This is a genomic window from Flavobacterium sp. LMO6 (assembly GCF_009495795.1).
Classification (GTDB): domain Bacteria; phylum Bacteroidota; class Bacteroidia; order Flavobacteriales; family Flavobacteriaceae; genus Flavobacterium.
The window spans coordinates 116724-134169 of sequence record NZ_WIBH01000007.1 but is presented as its reverse complement, the minus strand read 5'-3'; the positions used below and the strand labels follow the sequence as shown (position 1 = coordinate 134169).

The window sequence follows — 17446 nt, the reverse complement described above, 5'->3', positions numbered from 1 at the left end:
CTTTTTTAGATTTTATTATTACACAGATATATATAGAGACGTTTTAATCTTTTGAGTTTTGAACTTGAACTTGAATTTGAAAATTTAATATATGAATATTTTAGACGATTTAAGACTACAATACAAAACAGGCGGAATGACTCAAAAGTTAATCTTTTGGAACATTGGGTTCTTTTTGTTGTCTTTGGTGTTTTTTTATAGTTTTTCATCTGGAATTTTTAGTTTTCCAAGTTGGATTGCTTTGTCGTCTAGTATAACTACTTTTATATTTAATCCTTGGACATTAATTACCTTTAATTTTTTTCATGTTGGTTTTTTGCATTTAGTTTTTAATCTAATGGTTTTGCATTTTTCTGGTAGATTGTTTTCAACATATTTTACTGATAAACAATTGATAGGTGTTTATGTTTTAGGCGGTATTTTTTCTGGAATTACTTTTGTCTTAACTTATTTTGTTTTTGGAAAGTCTTCATTATTATTAGGTGCTAGCGGTGCTATTATGGCTATTTTGATTGCTACTGCAACTTATGCTCCTTTTATGCTATTACGAATGCCATTAATTGGTATCGTGAAATTATGGCATGTTGCATTTGTAATTCTTTTAATCGATTTAATTCAACTACCTTTAGCAAACACAGGAGGTCATTTAGCCCATTTAGGTGGCGCTTTTTTCGGATTTATTTATATTAAATTATTACAAAAAGGTACTGATATTACAAAGCCTTTTTCTGCTTTATTAGATGTTTTTGCAAATCTTTTCAAACCTAAAAAGAAAACGCCATTTAAAAAAGTACATCGAAATACAACAAAAAACAATGTAAATTCGTTTCAAAAAGAAAAAGATATTACACAAAGACAAATTGATGAGATTTTAGATAAAATCAGTAAATCGGGATATGATAGTTTAACAAAAGTAGAAAAAGAATTTCTATTTAAAGCAGGAAAGTAATATGCGTAAACAAACTTGGTTGAGCAAAATAATGTTGTTTTTTAATATAGTACTTACTGTATTAACCTTTCTTGCTTATTCATTGCCGTTTTTAGCGCCAAAAGCATTTCCTTTTTTAAGTGTACTTACTTTACTATTGCCGTTTTTTCTAATGCTCAATTTTTTCTTTTTTGTATATTGGTTGCTTCAATTAAAACGATATGTTTTGATTTCTGGAATGGTATTATTGTTTGGAATTACATTTATTAATCGTTTTTATAAGTTTTCTGAAACCAATTTACCAAAAGAAGATTCCGATTTTACTCTAATGAGTTACAATGTTCGTTTGTTTAATTTATATGGTTGGTTGCCAAAAGATGATGTTCCAGATCAAATTTTAAAATTAATTCAAGAAAAAAAACCAAATATTTTATGTTTACAAGAATTTTCTCCAAATGATGCTGTAAATGCATCAGATTACAAGTATAGTTATGAAAAACTTTATGGTGGGAAAAATAAATACGGACAAGCAATTTACTCTAATTATAAGATTATAAATAAAGGTGAAATTACTTTTCCAAACTCTAGTAATAACGTAATTTTTGCAGATATTGTAAAAGAAAAAGACACACTGAGAGTATACAGTATGCATTTACAATCAATAAAAATTAGCACCGATATTGAAGATAAAATTGATGAGGCTAAATCTAAATTTATATATAGAAGATTGAGTAAAGCGTTTACAGAGCAACAAGTTCAGGCTGAATTAATTAAAGAACATTATGATACTTGTTCTTTTCCTAAAATTATTTGTGGTGATTTAAATAATAGTGCATTTTCATATGTGTATAGAACCATAAAAGGGGATATGGATGATGCTTTTGAAGAAGCGGGTTGTGGTTTTGGAAAATCTTATAATTTTAAATATTATCCTGCACGAATAGATTATATTTTAGTAGAAAACACAATTAAAGTTAAGCAGTATAAATCATTAGATGCTTTTTTTCAAAGTGATCATTTTCCTCAAATTGCTAGATTTTCAATTTCAAACTAGTTGTTTTGATATAGAATTAGTTATTTTTTTTGTTTCAACGATTTTTTTTGTTTTATATCGATTTAATCATTGATTGTTAACTTTTTAAGTTATTTTTGTAGCTTAATTTAAACCCCCTAAACCTGAAATGCTTATTAATAAGTAAAAATCATATTAATTGATATTTACTTAAAAATTTAATTCGGTATTTGGTTTTGCAATCCCTAAAAGCAAAATGAAAAATCACTACTTATTTGTGTGCCTATTTTTAGGTGCTTTATATACTTATTCACAATGTTCCTTTCCCGTTGGAGCTACTCAAAATGGGGCTACGCAATCTTTTTGTGTTAGTGCACCACCTCAAAGTCAAAATGTATCTAATGCTAGAGGGAATAATTATATCCTCTTGAATGTTGTGCAAGGTTTTACTTATGAATTCAGTGTTGGTGATGAATTCCCTTCTAGTTCTGAAAATTTAGACATTTTTAATTTGTCGAATGTTAACATTGGATTTTCTTCTGGAACAAACGGAGCTACTATTACAAATTGGGTTGCGCCTTATTCAGGTCAAGTAAAAATTGTATTGTCTTTTGATGCTTGTAATTTTTCTAGTGTTTCAGGTAGAACAATTACTCTTACATTGTTAGGTGTTGGTAATACATTAGATAATCAAAATGCAAGAGGAGTAAATACTTGGATTGGTCATGCTTATGATTGGATTTATGTTCCGCCTTCTCCTGGTGAGTTTGAACTTCCTCCAGGTGGGACAGTTTCGCCTGTTACTCCTACTTCAACATTCCCATTTAATAATGAAAATTATATAGGATATTATAATGTTGGTTCTGAAACTATAACAGAAAATTTTGGAGGCAATACAGTTTGTTTTCCACTAATAAGTGGCGGTTCAACACTTTCTTCTGTCTTTACTACTTCTTTTGCAATGAGATATAAAATGCGTTCAACACGTCCTGCAGGATGTTATATGGCTACAATTAAATGTAATGATGGTGTTCGTTTATATGTTGATAATCAGTTAGTTTTTAGTGAATGGAAAATTCAAAATACTTTATACAGTAATATTCTTATCTATTTAGATGGAGATGCTGAATTAGTGTTAGATTATTATGATAATGTTACTACTAATATTATTGAATTTTCATTGTCAAGTTTTGATAACACAACAAATTCAATTTCATTTGTAGGAGATTCTCAAGTTTGTAATAATGTGGCTCCAGGATTTCTTAATGGAACAAGTTATACTTATAGAGCTACAGCAACTAATCCAACTATTCACTACCAATGGCAAGTTTCAAATGACAATATTACGTTTGTAGATATTCCAGGTGCAACTTCTCAAAATTACACTCCTCCTGGAACTACAACGGCTGGGTTTAGATATTTTAGAAGATTGGTTTCTCCTTCATCAAATATAGGTAGTTGTTTTAATCCTAGTAATGTTATTAGTCTTGAAACAATAGCTACCCCTCCTTTATCTACGCCTGTAATTATTACTCCAACTAATTTACAATGTGATAGTTTTGATGCTAATTGGAATACGGTTTCTGGAGCAATTAGTTATTTGTTATATGTTTCAACCACTAGTAATTTTACTGCAATACTACCAGGATATGATGGATTAGATGTTGGAAATGTAACAAGTTATACTATTTCTGGATTAGATTATAGTACGACATATTATTACAGAATTCAAGCAGTTTCTTCTGCATGTTCTAGTAGGTTTTCATCTACAGTAAATTTTATTTATTTATATCGACCTAGCCGTCCCACAATATCTTTCATTTCATGTGATTCATTTTCAGTTAATTGGGCAAGTATACCAAGAGCAGATAGTTATGAATTAGATGTATCATCGGTTAGTAATTTTGCTACTTATTTACCGGGTTTTAATGGGTTAAATGTTGGAGGTGCTACTAGTCATCTTTTAACAGGCTTACCATTAGATACACCTATTTATTTTAGAGTTAGGGCTGTTAGTAATATTTGTGGAACTAGTCTTAGCTCTGCATCAAATAGTAATATGACTATATGGAATGGTACTACATGGTCAGCAGGAATTCCAGATTTCACGAAGTTTGTCCTGATTAATGGTGATTACGATATGACAACCTTACCAAGTATTGATGCCTGTTCTATACAGGTTAATAACGGACGTACTTTAACTGTTGTTGCAGGAAAAAATGTAAATGTTCAAAATAAAGTTATAGTGCAACCTCTTGGATTGTTGGAGGTTATTAATAACGGTTCTTTAGTACAAATTTCTGATGGAATCACTAATATTGGTGATGTTACTGTTGAAAGAACAAATCAAATACGTTTACAAGATTATGTGTATTGGTCTTCACCTGTGCTAAATTTTCCTCTTTTAAATCTTTCACCTAGTACACCTTCAAACTTTGTTCTTAATTGGGATGCTGTTTCTTTAAATTCTAATGGAGGACAAGGTGATTGGAAAATTGCGAATGAAAATATGGTTCTTGGAAAGGGTTATGCTATTCGTGGGCCTAATGGATTTACAAATGGAGCACCACAAAATTTCACGGCAACATTTACAGGAGTTCCTAATAATGGGGTTATTTCATTTCCTATTGAAAGAGGAAGTAATTTAGGAGCGGGATCTAATGGTCCAAATGGTGTATTGAGAACCGTTTTTGATGATAACTGGAATTTAGTAGGAAATCCATATCCATCATCAATAGATGTTATGGCTTTTCTAACAAATAACCCGGATATTGATGGTAATATTAGAATTTGGTCGAGTACTACTTTACCTTCTGATTTGGTTTCGGATCCATTTTATAATAATTTTTTATATAATTATTCTCCAAATGATTATATCGTTCATAACGGCACAGCTACAACCAGTGGTCCTGAATCTTTTAATGGTTATATCGCATCAGGTCAGTCTTTTATGGTGATGATGAATGAAGGGGCAACTGCAGCAACGAGTTCGGTTGTATTTAATAATGCAATGAGAAGTAATTTATATGATAATTCAGAATTTTATAGAAATGCCCAACCAGTTAATGAAAAACATCGTATTTGGTTAGATTTAATTTCAAATAGACCTAATGGAAGTGTTTCAAGAACAGTAGTTGGATATGTTGATGGCGCAACAAATGATAAAGACCGATTATATGATGCTGATACAACTAATAAATTGAGCCAGAATTTCTACTCTATTTTAGATGACGATATTTTATGTATACAAGGAAAAGGGCTTCCGTTCCTAGAGTCGGATGTCATTTCATTAGGATATAAAGGTTCTCAAAACGGTAGTTATACGATTGCAATTGCAGCTGTTGATGGTGTTTTTGAAGGTAGTCAAACAGTTTATTTAGAAGATAGATTAACTAATATTATTCATAACCTTTCGGAAAGTCCTTATGTTTTTCAGTCAAATTCCGGAATTTACAATAATCGTTTTGCCTTACGATATGCAAATTCAACTTTATCTAATCCTGATTTTGATGCAAATAGCATTGTAATTTATACAGAAGATGATAAAATTTATATGAATTCAGGAATTGAATCTATTTCTTCTTATGAAGTTTATGATATTTTAGGAAGGCTTTTAATTAGTGATTCAAAAGTGTCAAGTAATCAAGTAATTGTTGAATTGCAAAAATCAAACCAACCATTAGTAGTAAAAGTAAAATTCCAAAACAATCAGGTTGTAACTAAGAAGATAATTCATTAATATATTTAAATAATAAGCCTCTAAATTTAGAGGCTTATTTATTTATATTTTTTGTTTCTTTAAATAATCAACGGCATATCTGCCTTCATTAAATAGTAAATCTAGAATACTTAAATTATTCAAAAAACCATGCTTTTCATTGAAAACTTGAGTGTATTCTTCTAATTTAATAGTATCTTTTTTTCCGTTGACTAAGTGTCTGAAATCAGTGTAATTAGTTGCTTCATGAAAAAATTCAATAGTTTTTTTGGTTTCTATATTAATTCCTAAAGAATCATTTACCAATTCAAAAACTTCCAAATTCAAATCCATAAGAAATTCATGTTTTTTTTCAAATAACGGACGAAAATCATCTTCAAAATATTCAAAAAATGGAGAAGTTCTATAAGCTGCTTCTAAAGATTTAAAATGATTTTTTTGCCATCCAAAATCGTTTTCAATTCGAACGTCTTTATATTTTTGATGCTTTTCGAAAGCATGTTTTACTGGTATATTCAATAGCTGAACACCATTTGGACTATAAATATACATCCTGTTTCTGTTGGTTTGTTTTTGGAAATTATCTTCCATTTCAAACGTAACCGAATCAGCCTGAATCATAGCGATATAATGACTAATCGATGGAAAATAAGAGGGATGTATTAAGATGTTCATTATTAAATATTTTAATTAGTTATTAAAACATAAATTTCACTAATTAGCACATGAAAATTTGTGTTAATAGTGAAATTTACATGAAATAGCCTAAAATTAAGCTTCTTCTTTTTTCTTTTTCTTCTTTCTAAAATAATCAAAGCCAAAATAAAAGGCTAATGTTATTAAAAAATATTGAAAATACGATTGTGGTTGCCCTTTACCGCTTACTGTAGTAAATAATCTATCCCAACGAATGCTCCAATTTTTAATACCATCATTGATACCATCGATACTCATCCAAATAAAAATAGGCTTTCCTACAATATGATCAGCAGGAACAAATCCCCAATAACGTGAGTCTAAAGAGTTATGACGATTGTCTCCCATCATCCAATAGTAATCTTGTTTAAAATTATAAGATGTAGCTAACTCTCCATTGATACGGATTTCATTTCCATTTACTTTTAAATCGTTTCCTTCGTATTCACCAATTACTTTTTTATAAAATGGTAGTGTTTCTTTATTTAGTTCAATAGATTTTCCAGCTTCAGGAATGTAAATTGGACCTAAATTATCTACGTTCCAATCTTTATTTCCTGGGAAAATAGATTTTTCAACATCTTTGTGAATTATTCTTACTACAGAATCAACTATTTGTTTTTTTCTTAAATTTTCAGCATTCTCTAAAGTGAAATTAGCTTCTCTTTCAAAATCATTTACTTCGGTAATTGTAATGTTGTTGTTTGATATAACATTATTTGGAATACCTTTTTGTTCTGTAAAAACGGTTACAGTTCCATCGTTATTTTGAATAGAACCTCTTACATACGGATTTAGTGCTTCAGCTTGATTTTGATTGTATATAGTTGTTATATATTTTCTTGTAAATTCAGTAGAACCATTTTCAAGTAAAGTTGGTGACGAAACTCCGTTTTTAGAGTAAATTTTATGCATGTATTGCGGTTTAGCTCTTTCCGGAAGTATCGATTCTTTTCCGTTAATAAAAATAATTCCATCTTTTATTTCAATTTTATCACCAGGAATAGCTGTACAACGTTTTACATAGTTGGTTTTTTTATCAATAGGTTTTTCGTAACGTTTGTCTGCCGCTTTATACATGTGATATAATGTGTCGGCTGGCCAGTTGAAAACCACAATGTCATTACGCTCAATTTTTTGCAATGCAGGAAAACGGAAATAAGGTAAAGAAGGTTTTTCTAAATATGATTTTACTTTTATTACAGGCAAAGTGTCATGAACCATTGGCGCTGCAATGGGCGTCATAGGTGTTCTTGCTCCATAATGAAATTTACTAACAAATAAAAAGTCGCCTACTAATAAAGATTTTTCTAAAGATGAAGTAGGAATTGTATACGGTTGAATAAAATAGGTGTGCACTAAAGTCGCTACCACAACTGCAAAAGAAATAGATCCTAAAGTGTCCATTGTTTTGTTAGGCGCTTTTAAATCGCGATTTGCGTGATAAATTGTTTCTTGAGTATAGTTAACATAAGTAATGTAAAGTCCCAAAGTAACAACTCCCAAAACCATGTCTGCAGTTGATTTTTTGCCAAAAGTTCTTAAGGTTTCTATCCAAATAATTGGAAATAAAAACAAATTAATTACCGGAATAAAAAGTAATAAAATCCACCATTTTGGTCGATTGATGATTTGCATTAATACAATTCCGTTATATACCGGAATAAATGCTTCCCATGCTTTTCTCCCTGCTTTTACATATAATTTCCAAGTTCCAATTCCGTGAATTACTTGAACTAATAACATAAATATTAACCAACCTGATATTTCCATTCTATATTTGTTTTTATGGTTTATGAATATAAACTATTATATTCCTAATACGTCTTTCATTGTAAAAACTCCTTTTTTTCCAACTAACCACTCGGCAGCAACTACAGCACCTAATGCAAAACCTTCTCGACTATGAGCGGTATGTTTTATTTCAATTTGATCTACTTCGCTATCATAAAAAACACTGTGTGTACCGGGAATATTTTCTATTCTCTTTGCATTAATTTCAATTTGATTTTTAGTCGGATTTTCTAATGTCCAATTTGTATAATCAGTATGTTTAATAATGCCTTCGGCTAAAGTTATAGCTGTACCACTTGGTGCATCTAATTTTTGTGTATGATGAATTTCTTCCATAGAAACATTGTATTGTTTCAGGTTGGCCATCATTTTAGATAAATACTCATTCAATTCAAAAAAGATATTTACTCCTAAACTAAAATTAGAACCGTATATAAAACTGCCATTTTTTTCTTCACACAAAGCTACTACTTTCGGATAATCGTTTAGCCAGCCCGTTGTGCCAGAAATAACAGGAATTTCATTATTTAAACATTCTGTAATATTACTAACTGCGCTATCTGGAATACTAAAATCAATTGCAATATCAGCATTTAATAATCCATCAAAACTATTGCTTTGGTCTTTTTTTAATACGATTTCATGACCTCTTTCTAAGGCTATTTTTTCAATAACCTTTCCCATTTTACCGTATCCTAAAAGTGCAATTTTCATTCCTGTTAGTTCTTATATTAATAGTAATGTTACCTAATATTTTGTTAAAAATTAAAAGTAAGTGTCATTCCGTAATTGAATCTATAATCCATTTGATTTAGATTCATGTCGGGTTTAAGAGATAAGTTGTCATTAACATTAAATTGCATTAAATGAGCATCAATGTTAGCATCAATAATATTAAAAATATAAATTCCTGCTGTAATTAATGCCGACAAATCTCTATTTCTTTGATGAAATTTTTGAGCACGAATTAAACGATCATTATCTAAGTCACCATAAATTGGATGATTAGGGTCAAATGTTCCGTCTAATCTTCTTTTGTATTCGTCTCTAAATTCGTGGTATTTTTTTTGATTGAAAGTATAATAATAAAGTCCAGCACCTAAACCTGCATAAACAATTGGAATTTTCCAATATTTTTTGTTGTATGCCTGACCTAATCCTGGTAAAAGGGCCGAATAAAAAGCTGCTCTTGCGGGAGCATTAGGATTTATGATTGCTTTTACAGTATCTGAAGGTTTTAACGATATGTCTTCTTGTGCATTTCCTTGAAAACTCAAAAAAAGACAAATAAAAACCGCTATGTATGGAAGCACCTTCACTAAGAATTGATTAATTTTAATATACGATTAAAGTCTTCTTCAGAATGAAAAGGAATCGTTATTTTTCCTTTTCCATTTCCTGCCACTTTAACGTCAACTTTGGTGCCGAAATAGTTAGCAAACGCTTTTTTCTCGTCTTCTTTAATATCAAAAGAGTTACCTTTTGCAGGCTTAGCTGTTTTTGGTTTTAAACTATCTTGATAATTTTTTACCAATGCTTCCGTTTCTCTTACCGAAAGGTTTTGAGTGACAACTTTATGGTAAATATCGCTTTGAATATCTTGATTCTCAATATTAATTAACGCTCTTCCGTGTCCCATTGAAATAAATCCGTCTCTCATTCCAGTTTGAATAATAGGATCTAATCTTAATAAGCGAAGATAATTAGTAATAGTAGAACGTTTTTTTCCTACTCGTTCACTCAATTCTTCTTGAGTTAATTTAATTTCTTCAATTAATCTTTGGTACGAAATTGCAACCTCGATTGGATCTAAATCATGACGTTGGATGTTTTCTACCAAAGCCATAACTAATGATTCGTTATCATTTGCTAAACGTATATACGCAGGAACAGTTTGTAAACCTATAAGTTTTGAAGCGCGTAAACGACGCTCTCCAGAAATTAATTGAAATTTATTAAAATCTAATTTTCTAACGGTTATAGGTTGAATTACACCTAATTCTTTAATAGACTTGGCTAATTCTTGTAACGTTTCTTCATTAAAATTCGTTCTCGGTTGAAATGGATTAATTTCAATCGATTCGATATCAAGTTCAATAATATTTCCTACAACTTTATCTGCATTTTTGTCCTCAGCTGATTTTATATCATTTTCAGGATCTTTCAATAAAGCCGATAATCCTCTTCCTAAGGCTTGTTTTTTTACCGCTTTTGTCATCTTGTATATTATTGATTTTTCTTAATAATTTCTTCTGCTAAGCTCAAATAATTTGACGCTCCTTTACTTGTAGCATCATAGTTTATTATACTTTCTCCAAAACTTGGAGCTTCGCTTAGTTTGATATTTCTTTGAATAATAGTTTCAAAAACCATATCGTTAAAGTGTTTTTGCACTTCTTCCACTACTTGATTTGATAAACGTAAACGTGAATCGTACATAGTTAATAGCAAGCCTTCAATATCTAAATTTGGATTGTGAATTTTTTGAACACTTTTAATTGTGTTTAATAATTTTCCTAAACCTTCTAAAGCAAAATATTCACATTGAATAGGAATTACAACACTATCTGCAGCTGTTAACGCATTAAGAGTTAATAAACCTAATGATGGTGCGCAATCTATTAAAATATAATCGTATTTATCTTTTATGCTTTCTAATGCTTGTTTTAGCATGTACTCGCGATTTTCTTTATCAACAAGTTCAATTTCAATAGCAACCAAGTCTATATGAGCTGGAATTACCGATACATTTGGTGCAGAACATGAAACTATTGCTTGCTCAGGAGTAGCACTATGTTCTAGAACTTGATAAGAACCAATTTCAACACTTTCTACATCAATTCCTAATCCCGAACTAGCATTTGCTTGTGGGTCAGCATCAATTAAAAGTACTTTTTTTTCTAAAACACCAAGAGAAGCAGCCAAATTAACCGAAGTGGTTGTTTTTCCTACGCCACCTTTTTGATTGGCAATTGCAATGATTTTACCCATTTGATAATTAAAAAATTTAAGTGGTAAAAATACAATTATTTATGGTTTTTTCAAGGCAATTTTGTTAACAATGGGTTAAAGTATGATTTAACTGTTTTAGAGTCAGAAAAATATCGATTTAAAAATAATTTTCAACTCAAAATTATTAAATTTTAAAGCAGTATTTTGGTATTTGTTTCTGTAACTAATAAAAAAAGAAACACGAATATAATTCGTGTTTTGGGTATAAATTAATCACGCTTTGGCGTATTTTTTTTAGTACGTTTTTCTTCTTTTTTTTCTTTTGCCGTTTTTAATGGTTCTTTTTTTGCCGTTTTCTTTGCGTCTTGACTTTTTGCCATAATTTCTATGTTTTAGTAAATATAGTGATTATAAAGTAAACCTTGTAAAAATTGAAGCTAAGAATTATCGAATTAAACTAAAATGCGATTTAAATATTTTGGTAATATTGTTTTCTGTATAAGTAATCGTAAACCAATAATCAGATGCTGGTAATACTTCATTATTGTATATTCCATTCCAAAAAGGAACGTTTGAATTCATTGTTTTTAGTAATTTACCATATCGGTCAAAAATTGAAATACTCCAATTGTCTAAATTGTTTATTCCGTTTATTTGCCAAATATCGTTATATCCGTCATTGTTTGGGGTAAAGTAATTTGGATAATCAATTAATAAAATTTCTTCACTTATAGGTGCAGAACAACCATTTTTGTCATAAACTGTTATGGTATGATTTCCTGGAATTACATTTTCAAAAACATTACTTTCTTGAGGCACTTCATCATCTAATTGGTACAAATATTCACCATTTGAAATAGCGGTAATTGTAACCATCTGGTTGTTTGAAAAGGCATCGGATAGCGTGTATTCAATTGCAGTTAAAGTTGGTTGAAAAACAGTTGTAGTAATGGTTTGCGGAACTGCACATGCATTAGATGTTGGAGTAAATGTGTAACTTCCAGAAACTAAATTATCAATTATTGAAGGTGTCCAAGTACCAACTATCCCGTTTGGTGACGTTGCAGTAAGTACTGGTGCTGTTTCTCCTGCACAGAAAGCGATATTGTCAGTAAAATCAGGATAAAAGTTATCTCCAATCGTAACAGAAATAGAATAAGCAGTTACGGTAGTGCAAGGAATAGTTTGTGGTATAAATGTATAAGTGGTTGTTCCTAAAGTAGATGTGTCTATTGTTGAAGGATTCCAAGTTCCATTAATTGGAGTACTGTTATTAGATAAAACTGGAAGTGGAGCTGCAATTTCATTTAAACAATATAGTGTTTGAATTCCTGTAAAAACAGGTGTAATGTTGGTTTGTGGATTTACCGTTACCATTATCGTTTGTGGTGTTCCTACGCAGCCATTAAGTGTTGAATTTATAGAATAAATGACAGTTCCAGTAGTATTTCCTGTATAAGTTAATGTTTGTGAAATAGAATTGCCTGAACCGTTTGAAAATCCTGTTACATCAGTTGAACTGGCTGTCCAGTTAATGGTTGCATTTGGATCTGAAGCTACTAAATTTAGTGCCGTTGTTTGGTTAGAACAAATCGTTGTAGGACCATTAGAAGATATTGTAGTATTATTTGTTCCAACTGTTACATTTATCGTTTGTGTGTTAGCACACTGATTTGGATTTGGAGTAAAAAGATAACTTCCAGAGTTCAAATTGTCTATTGTTGCAGGCGTCCATGTTCCACTAATTCCGTTTGGAGATGTGGTGTTTAATGTTGGTGGAGTTGCTCCAGAACAAAAGAAAATTGTCGCATTAAAATCAGGTGAAATGATATTAGTAACGGTAATATTTATAGAATAAGGAGCATAAGTTACACAAGCATTTGTTTGAGGTGTAAATGTGTAAGTAGTCATTCCGGCAACTGAAGTATCAATTGTTGAAGGACTCCATGTTCCGTTTATTGGTGTGCTATTAGATGACGAGGTTGGAAGCAAAGGTGCGACTTCGTTTAAACAAAATGATGTTTGAATCCCTGAAAAAACAGGCGTAATGTTGGTTCGTGGATTTACCGTTACCGTTATCGTTTGTGGTATTCCTTCACAACCATTAATTATTGGAGTTACATTATAAATTACTGTTCCGGTAGCATTTCCAGTATAAGTCAATGTTTGTGAAATAGTATTCCCTGAACCGTTTGAAAATCCTGTTACATCAGTTGAACTGGCTGTCCAGTTAATAGTTGCATTAGAATCAGATGCAGTTAAATTTATTCCTGTATTTTCTAAAGAGCAAATTGTAGTTGATCCTGAAAAAGAAATGGTTACTACAGGTAAAAGAGTTATGGCTGTTCTTGTGTTACTTACACAATTTGTTATTGTGTTAAAAGACTCAGCATAAAAAGTTCCTGGAGCTGTTGGTGTATATTGTAAAGAATTTGAGAGCAATAAATTTCCATTTGTTGGACTATCATACCAATTAACACTTTCATTTGTAGAAACTGTTACGACTAAATTACTAGCCTGATTAGAACAAACAGTTTTATCTCCGTTTGAAATAGGAGGGTTAGGTGATGAATTTACAACAACTGTGTAAATTTCAGAAAGTGTAGAGCAAAATGGATTATTCAGATTTGAAATATCTTGTGCGGCTTTAACTCTGTAATACGTCGTTGTGTTTAAAATAGGAATTGTGAAATTTGATCCATTTTCTCCAACTATATCGGTATAATTTATATTGTCATTGCTTTCTTGCCATTGGTAAACATGTGCGATTGAACCTGTTGTATTTACTGCTAAGTTTGGATGGGGTGCAATGGTGTTTTCACAAACAATAGTACTGTTTCCGCCTGTATCAGTATCTGTTATTACGCTATATTCTCCACAAGCTCTAAACATAATATCATCAATAGCTAAATCATTTCCACAACCACCATTTCCATTATTTCGCATTTTAAGTATTACAGAAGTTTGCGAAGCGGGCATTGTAAAAACTAATCCAAATTGGTTCCAGTTAGGAAACGATGTTCCCGCAATATTTCCGGTATTTCCAGATTGAAGCAATATGGTATCTGTTGCATCCCAAATTTCGAATGTTACATTAATTGGAATGCCAGTGCCAGTACAACCTCCTGATGCAGCATTATAAATATTTAGTAGCCAAGCAGAAAATTCAAAACGAGTGTTGCTGCATAAACCAGTGACAGTTCTTCTGTAAAATTGCCCTGGGGTATTGCTAGCATTAACAATTAAACACTTTCCATTAACTCCATTTGGTTCACTATCAGGTGTATGATCTAAAGAATAAAGCCAGTTAGAGGAATTAGGAATTAAATTAGTTCTAAAGAACAATGTATATTGACCATCTTGTGGAAAACCACTATTAACATAGGTGTAATTTGTTGTTCCCGCAGGTAATGCCGGTCCGTAAGTTGTGCCGCTTCCAAAATTTTCAAAAAATATAGGTGAGCCACTACTGCCAGTACAAAAACTTAATTGTCCATAAGTAACAATGGGTTTAAGTATGACTACTAGTAAAATTGCACAATAGCTTATTTTTTTTAACGAAATCATCTTTTTAATATCAATTTTTATAAATGTAATGTTTTCAATTGGCAAAAAATTAAAAAATGATTTTACAAAAACTATACAAAATTAAGTATCAAATAATGGTCTGTAATAGCAATATCAAGTAAATTTTAGTATTAACCTTTGTTTAATGTATAGGTATTGTTAAGTTTTATTTTGCAATTTTTTAGAGTAAAAAATAAGGATTACTTTTTTATTTTATCAAAAAATGATTTTTCGGTAAAAAAGTTAAACTACATCGTTTGATTTTCATTTATAATAAGCATAATTTTTCCGCAGCAGCAATTAATGTTTCATCGGTTTTGGCAAAACAAAAACGCAACATGTGTCTGTCTGTAGCGTCTTCATAAAAAACAGATATTGGAATGGCGGCAACACCAAATTTTGTAATAAGTTTTTTTGCAAAATCCACATCATTTTCTTTAGAAATTGCATTGTAATTGACTACCTGAAAATACGTTCCATCACAAGGCATTAGTTCAAAACGGCTATTTTTTAGAAGTCCCTGAAATAAATCGCGCTTTTTTTGATACATTTTCGAAACTTCACTAAAATCAACCACATCCAAATATTCAGCTATAGCGTGTTGCGAAAAACTATTGACACTAAACACCAAAAATTGGTGTACTTTCTTCATTTCGTACATTAAATTTTCAGGCGCAATTAAATAGCCCACTTTCCAACCCGTAACATGTAACGATTTTCCAAAAGAAGAAGCAATTATGGTTCTGTTTACTAACTTCGGTCGTGTATTAAACGAAATATGCGGTTGCGAAAACGTAATGTATTCATACACTTCGTCTCCTAAAATAAGGATTTGAGGATGTTTCTCTAATATCGTTTCTAAAGATTCAAAATCACTTTCTGTCCAAATTCTGCCTGTAGGATTATGCGGATTATTTACCACAATCATTTTTGTTTTTGGAGTAATCGAAGCTTCAATGGTATTAAAATTAGGTGTATAGTCTAAATTCAATGACACTCGAACTGGTTTTCCACCCGCTACCAAAACCGAAGGTTCATAACTATCATAACTTGGATCTAAAATAATAACTTCGTCTCCAGCTGAAACAAATGTATTTATTGCTGTAAAAACACCTTGAGTAGCACCAGCAGTAATCAGTATTTCAGTTGCGGTATTGACTTTTCTACCGTATTGTTTTAACGTTTGATTTGCAATTTTTTCCAATAACGAAGGCAAACCTGCCATTGGTGTATATTGATGAATATTCGAACGAATTAAGCGCTCCGAAATTTGCAACAGACGTTCGTCTTCAGGAAAATTGGGAAATCCTTGCGATAAATTAATAGCTCCGTGTTCATTCGCTAATTGCGACATTACGGAAAAAATACTGGTGGTGATGTTAGGTAGTTTTGACATGAGATAATTATTTCATACTTGAAAAATCATCAAGTTGTGTTTTGATATGTTGTTTTACTATTTCGATATTATGAAACTCATTTTTGAATACGAATTCGAGTTTGTAACGAATTTCTTCCTCAGGGATTTCATAATTGATTTCCAATTTTGAAAATTCTTTATTATCTGATTTGGAATACCATTTGTCAAATAGTTTACTTCTAAAAAGTTGTTTGTTATCTAAACTATCACAAACATAGTGTAGTAAACTATCAGGATAAGATGCAAAGAAATCGAAAATAATCTCAATGATTGTATTTTCAATCAAATCGTCTTTTATGAATTTCTTGTTGTTTAATTCTCCAAAATCTATGGCATAAAGTCTATTGAAATTCTCATTTTCTAAATCCATTTTCTTAAACGAAACATAATATTCTAAACCATGCTTGGTTAAAAAAGTAAAAAGAGGGTCATTGCCCTCTTTTGTATATGAATATGAATTCGTGCTCATTTATTTTTTTGAAGCCTTAATTTTTGCCACAACAATTTCACGGTTTTCTTTTTTCAAAGCAACCATTTTTTTTAATGTAGCAGCCATTTTGATATCTGCTGTTATTGTAACTGTTTGTTTCATAGTTATGCAAATGTATATTATTTTGTAATATTCTCAAAAATTATTCCAATTTATTCTTTTTGAGAGTATTAAATTTGATTTTATATTTTTCGAGAATATACATACTTTAATTTCTTCAAATTACTTTATTTTGTAGTTTAATTCTAAGATTTTGAAAGTAATTATCCTAACACCGATGGAAATTGAGCGTGAAAAAGTACTAAATGCTTTAGCTCGAATTCCCAATTTGAATCATACCTACGAAATAATCGTTTCTGGAATTGGTCGTGAAAGTACGGCTAAGGCGATTATGCAAATGCCTCCTCACGATATTTGCGTGTTAATGGGTTTTGCCGCTGTAGTTGGAAAAGAAGCTCATTTGCCCGATTATTTGCATTTAGGAAAACCTATCGAAATTACCAATGCTTCGCTATACGGTTACGAAGGCGGCTTGTTTGAAAACGGAAAACCCATTATCACCGAAAAGCCAAAGCTAAATTTACCTTGTTTGTCTTCTTTAACTTCGGATAAGTTTGTAAGAACAACCGATTTAGGCGAAAAAACGGTTGTTAATATGGAAGATTACACGTTTAAATATTTGAAGAAACCACAAGATTTTATCGTGCGCATCATCTCCGATTTTTTACCTCACGAAACCGAAATTGACTTTTTTGAAGAAGTGAAAAGTATTGATTTTTATGATGGGATTTTAGCTGTTGTGAATTTAATTGAAAGATAATTTAATTATTATGTTATAACAAAAACACCAACATTTCTGCTGGTGTTTTTAT

General features: G+C 30.9%; 14 protein-coding genes. 4 read left to right on the top strand and 10 right to left on the bottom strand.

What is annotated here, in order from left to right:
• Nucleotides 1-91 precede the first annotated feature (91 nt).
• From GFJ99_RS08990 to GFJ99_RS08980, 3 genes are all read left to right on the top strand, one after another.
• Nucleotides 92-949 carry a rhomboid family intramembrane serine protease gene (locus GFJ99_RS08990; RefSeq protein ID WP_153208421.1) on the top strand — a complete coding sequence of 286 codons (858 nt, stop codon included), beginning with the start codon at nt 92-94 and terminating at the stop codon, nt 947-949.
• Between the two features lies 1 nt (nt 950).
• On the top strand, nt 951-1982 hold the full coding sequence (locus GFJ99_RS08985; RefSeq protein WP_153208420.1) for an endonuclease/exonuclease/phosphatase family protein: 1032 nt from the start codon (nt 951-953) through the stop codon (nt 1980-1982).
• Between the two features lie 214 nt (nt 1983-2196).
• Complete coding sequence (locus GFJ99_RS08980) at nt 2197-5679, top strand: T9SS sorting signal type C domain-containing protein (protein WP_153208419.1); 3483 nt, start codon at nt 2197-2199, stop codon at nt 5677-5679.
• 42 nt (nt 5680-5721) lie between these two features.
• Here GFJ99_RS08980 and GFJ99_RS08975 read toward each other — a convergent pair whose 3' ends face one another.
• The 10 genes from GFJ99_RS08975 to GFJ99_RS13875 all read right to left on the bottom strand — a co-directional run bounded on the left by GFJ99_RS08975 (nt 5722) and on the right by GFJ99_RS13875 (nt 16676).
• Nucleotides 5722-6333, bottom strand: a complete 612-nt coding sequence (locus tag GFJ99_RS08975; RefSeq protein ID WP_153208418.1) for a WbqC family protein — start codon at nt 6331-6333, stop codon at nt 5722-5724.
• 96 nt (nt 6334-6429) lie between these two features.
• Nucleotides 6430-8127, bottom strand: coding sequence for a signal peptidase I (lepB, locus tag GFJ99_RS08970; RefSeq protein ID WP_153208417.1), 1698 nt, complete (start codon nt 8125-8127; stop codon nt 6430-6432).
• A 36-nt stretch (nt 8128-8163) separates the two neighbouring features.
• Nucleotides 8164-8862: a 4-hydroxy-tetrahydrodipicolinate reductase gene (gene dapB, locus GFJ99_RS08965; RefSeq protein WP_153208416.1), complete on the bottom strand. Its 699-nt coding sequence runs from the start codon at nt 8860-8862 to the stop codon at nt 8164-8166.
• A gap of 44 nt (nt 8863-8906) precedes the next feature.
• On the bottom strand, nt 8907-9425 hold the full coding sequence (locus GFJ99_RS08960) for a DUF5683 domain-containing protein (protein ID WP_153208415.1): 519 nt from the start codon (nt 9423-9425) through the stop codon (nt 8907-8909).
• 41 nt (nt 9426-9466) lie between these two features.
• Nucleotides 9467-10366: a ParB/RepB/Spo0J family partition protein gene (locus tag GFJ99_RS08955; RefSeq protein WP_153208414.1), complete on the bottom strand. Its 900-nt coding sequence runs from the start codon at nt 10364-10366 to the stop codon at nt 9467-9469.
• An 8-nt stretch (nt 10367-10374) separates the two neighbouring features.
• Nucleotides 10375-11139: a ParA family protein gene (locus tag GFJ99_RS08950; RefSeq protein ID WP_008256651.1), complete on the bottom strand. Its 765-nt coding sequence runs from the start codon at nt 11137-11139 to the stop codon at nt 10375-10377.
• Nucleotides 11140-11544: 405 nt separating this feature from the next.
• Nucleotides 11545-14667, bottom strand: a complete 3123-nt coding sequence (locus GFJ99_RS08940; protein ID WP_153208413.1) for a T9SS type B sorting domain-containing protein — start codon at nt 14665-14667, stop codon at nt 11545-11547.
• Between the two features lie 268 nt (nt 14668-14935).
• Nucleotides 14936-16063: a methionine aminotransferase gene (locus GFJ99_RS08935; RefSeq protein WP_153208412.1), complete on the bottom strand. Its 1128-nt coding sequence runs from the start codon at nt 16061-16063 to the stop codon at nt 14936-14938.
• 7 nt (nt 16064-16070) lie between these two features.
• Nucleotides 16071-16553, bottom strand: coding sequence for a DUF6169 family protein (locus tag GFJ99_RS08930; RefSeq protein ID WP_153208411.1), 483 nt, complete (start codon nt 16551-16553; stop codon nt 16071-16073).
• A complete protein-coding gene (locus tag GFJ99_RS13875) occupies nt 16554-16676 on the bottom strand; it encodes a hypothetical protein (RefSeq protein ID WP_008256657.1) in 123 nt (40 codons plus the stop codon). It lies immediately after the preceding gene.
• A gap of 151 nt (nt 16677-16827) precedes the next feature.
• Here GFJ99_RS13875 and GFJ99_RS08925 point away from each other — a divergent pair, with 151 nt between their 5' ends.
• Nucleotides 16828-17394, top strand: a complete 567-nt coding sequence (locus GFJ99_RS08925) for a hypothetical protein (protein ID WP_238990089.1) — start codon at nt 16828-16830, stop codon at nt 17392-17394.
• The last annotated feature ends 52 nt before the right edge of the window (nt 17395-17446 follow it).

What these genes read in the sequence shown, in the direction of transcription:
- GFJ99_RS08975 (WP_153208418.1), bottom strand. Translation starts at nt 6,333, where the DNA reads ATGAACATCTTAATACATCCCTCTTATTTTCCATCGATTAGTCATTAT.
- GFJ99_RS08980 (WP_153208419.1), top strand. Translation starts at nt 2,197, where the DNA reads ATGAAAAATCACTACTTATTTGTGTGCCTATTTTTAGGTGCTTTATAT.
- GFJ99_RS08935 (WP_153208412.1), bottom strand. Translation starts at nt 16,063, where the DNA reads ATGTCAAAACTACCTAACATCACCACCAGTATTTTTTCCGTAATGTCG.
- GFJ99_RS08955 (WP_153208414.1), bottom strand. Translation starts at nt 10,366, where the DNA reads ATGACAAAAGCGGTAAAAAAACAAGCCTTAGGAAGAGGATTATCGGCT.
- lepB (WP_153208417.1), bottom strand. Translation starts at nt 8,127, where the DNA reads ATGGAAATATCAGGTTGGTTAATATTTATGTTATTAGTTCAAGTAATT.
- GFJ99_RS08930 (WP_153208411.1), bottom strand. Translation starts at nt 16,553, where the DNA reads ATGAGCACGAATTCATATTCATATACAAAAGAGGGCAATGACCCTCTT.
- GFJ99_RS08950 (WP_008256651.1), bottom strand. Translation starts at nt 11,139, where the DNA reads ATGGGTAAAATCATTGCAATTGCCAATCAAAAAGGTGGCGTAGGAAAA.
- GFJ99_RS13875 (WP_008256657.1), bottom strand. Translation starts at nt 16,676, where the DNA reads ATGAAACAAACAGTTACAATAACAGCAGATATCAAAATGGCTGCTACA.
- GFJ99_RS08990 (WP_153208421.1), top strand. Translation starts at nt 92, where the DNA reads ATGAATATTTTAGACGATTTAAGACTACAATACAAAACAGGCGGAATG.
- GFJ99_RS08940 (WP_153208413.1), bottom strand. Translation starts at nt 14,667, where the DNA reads ATGATTTCGTTAAAAAAAATAAGCTATTGTGCAATTTTACTAGTAGTC.
- GFJ99_RS08985 (WP_153208420.1), top strand. Translation starts at nt 951, where the DNA reads ATGCGTAAACAAACTTGGTTGAGCAAAATAATGTTGTTTTTTAATATA.
- dapB (WP_153208416.1), bottom strand. Translation starts at nt 8,862, where the DNA reads ATGAAAATTGCACTTTTAGGATACGGTAAAATGGGAAAGGTTATTGAA.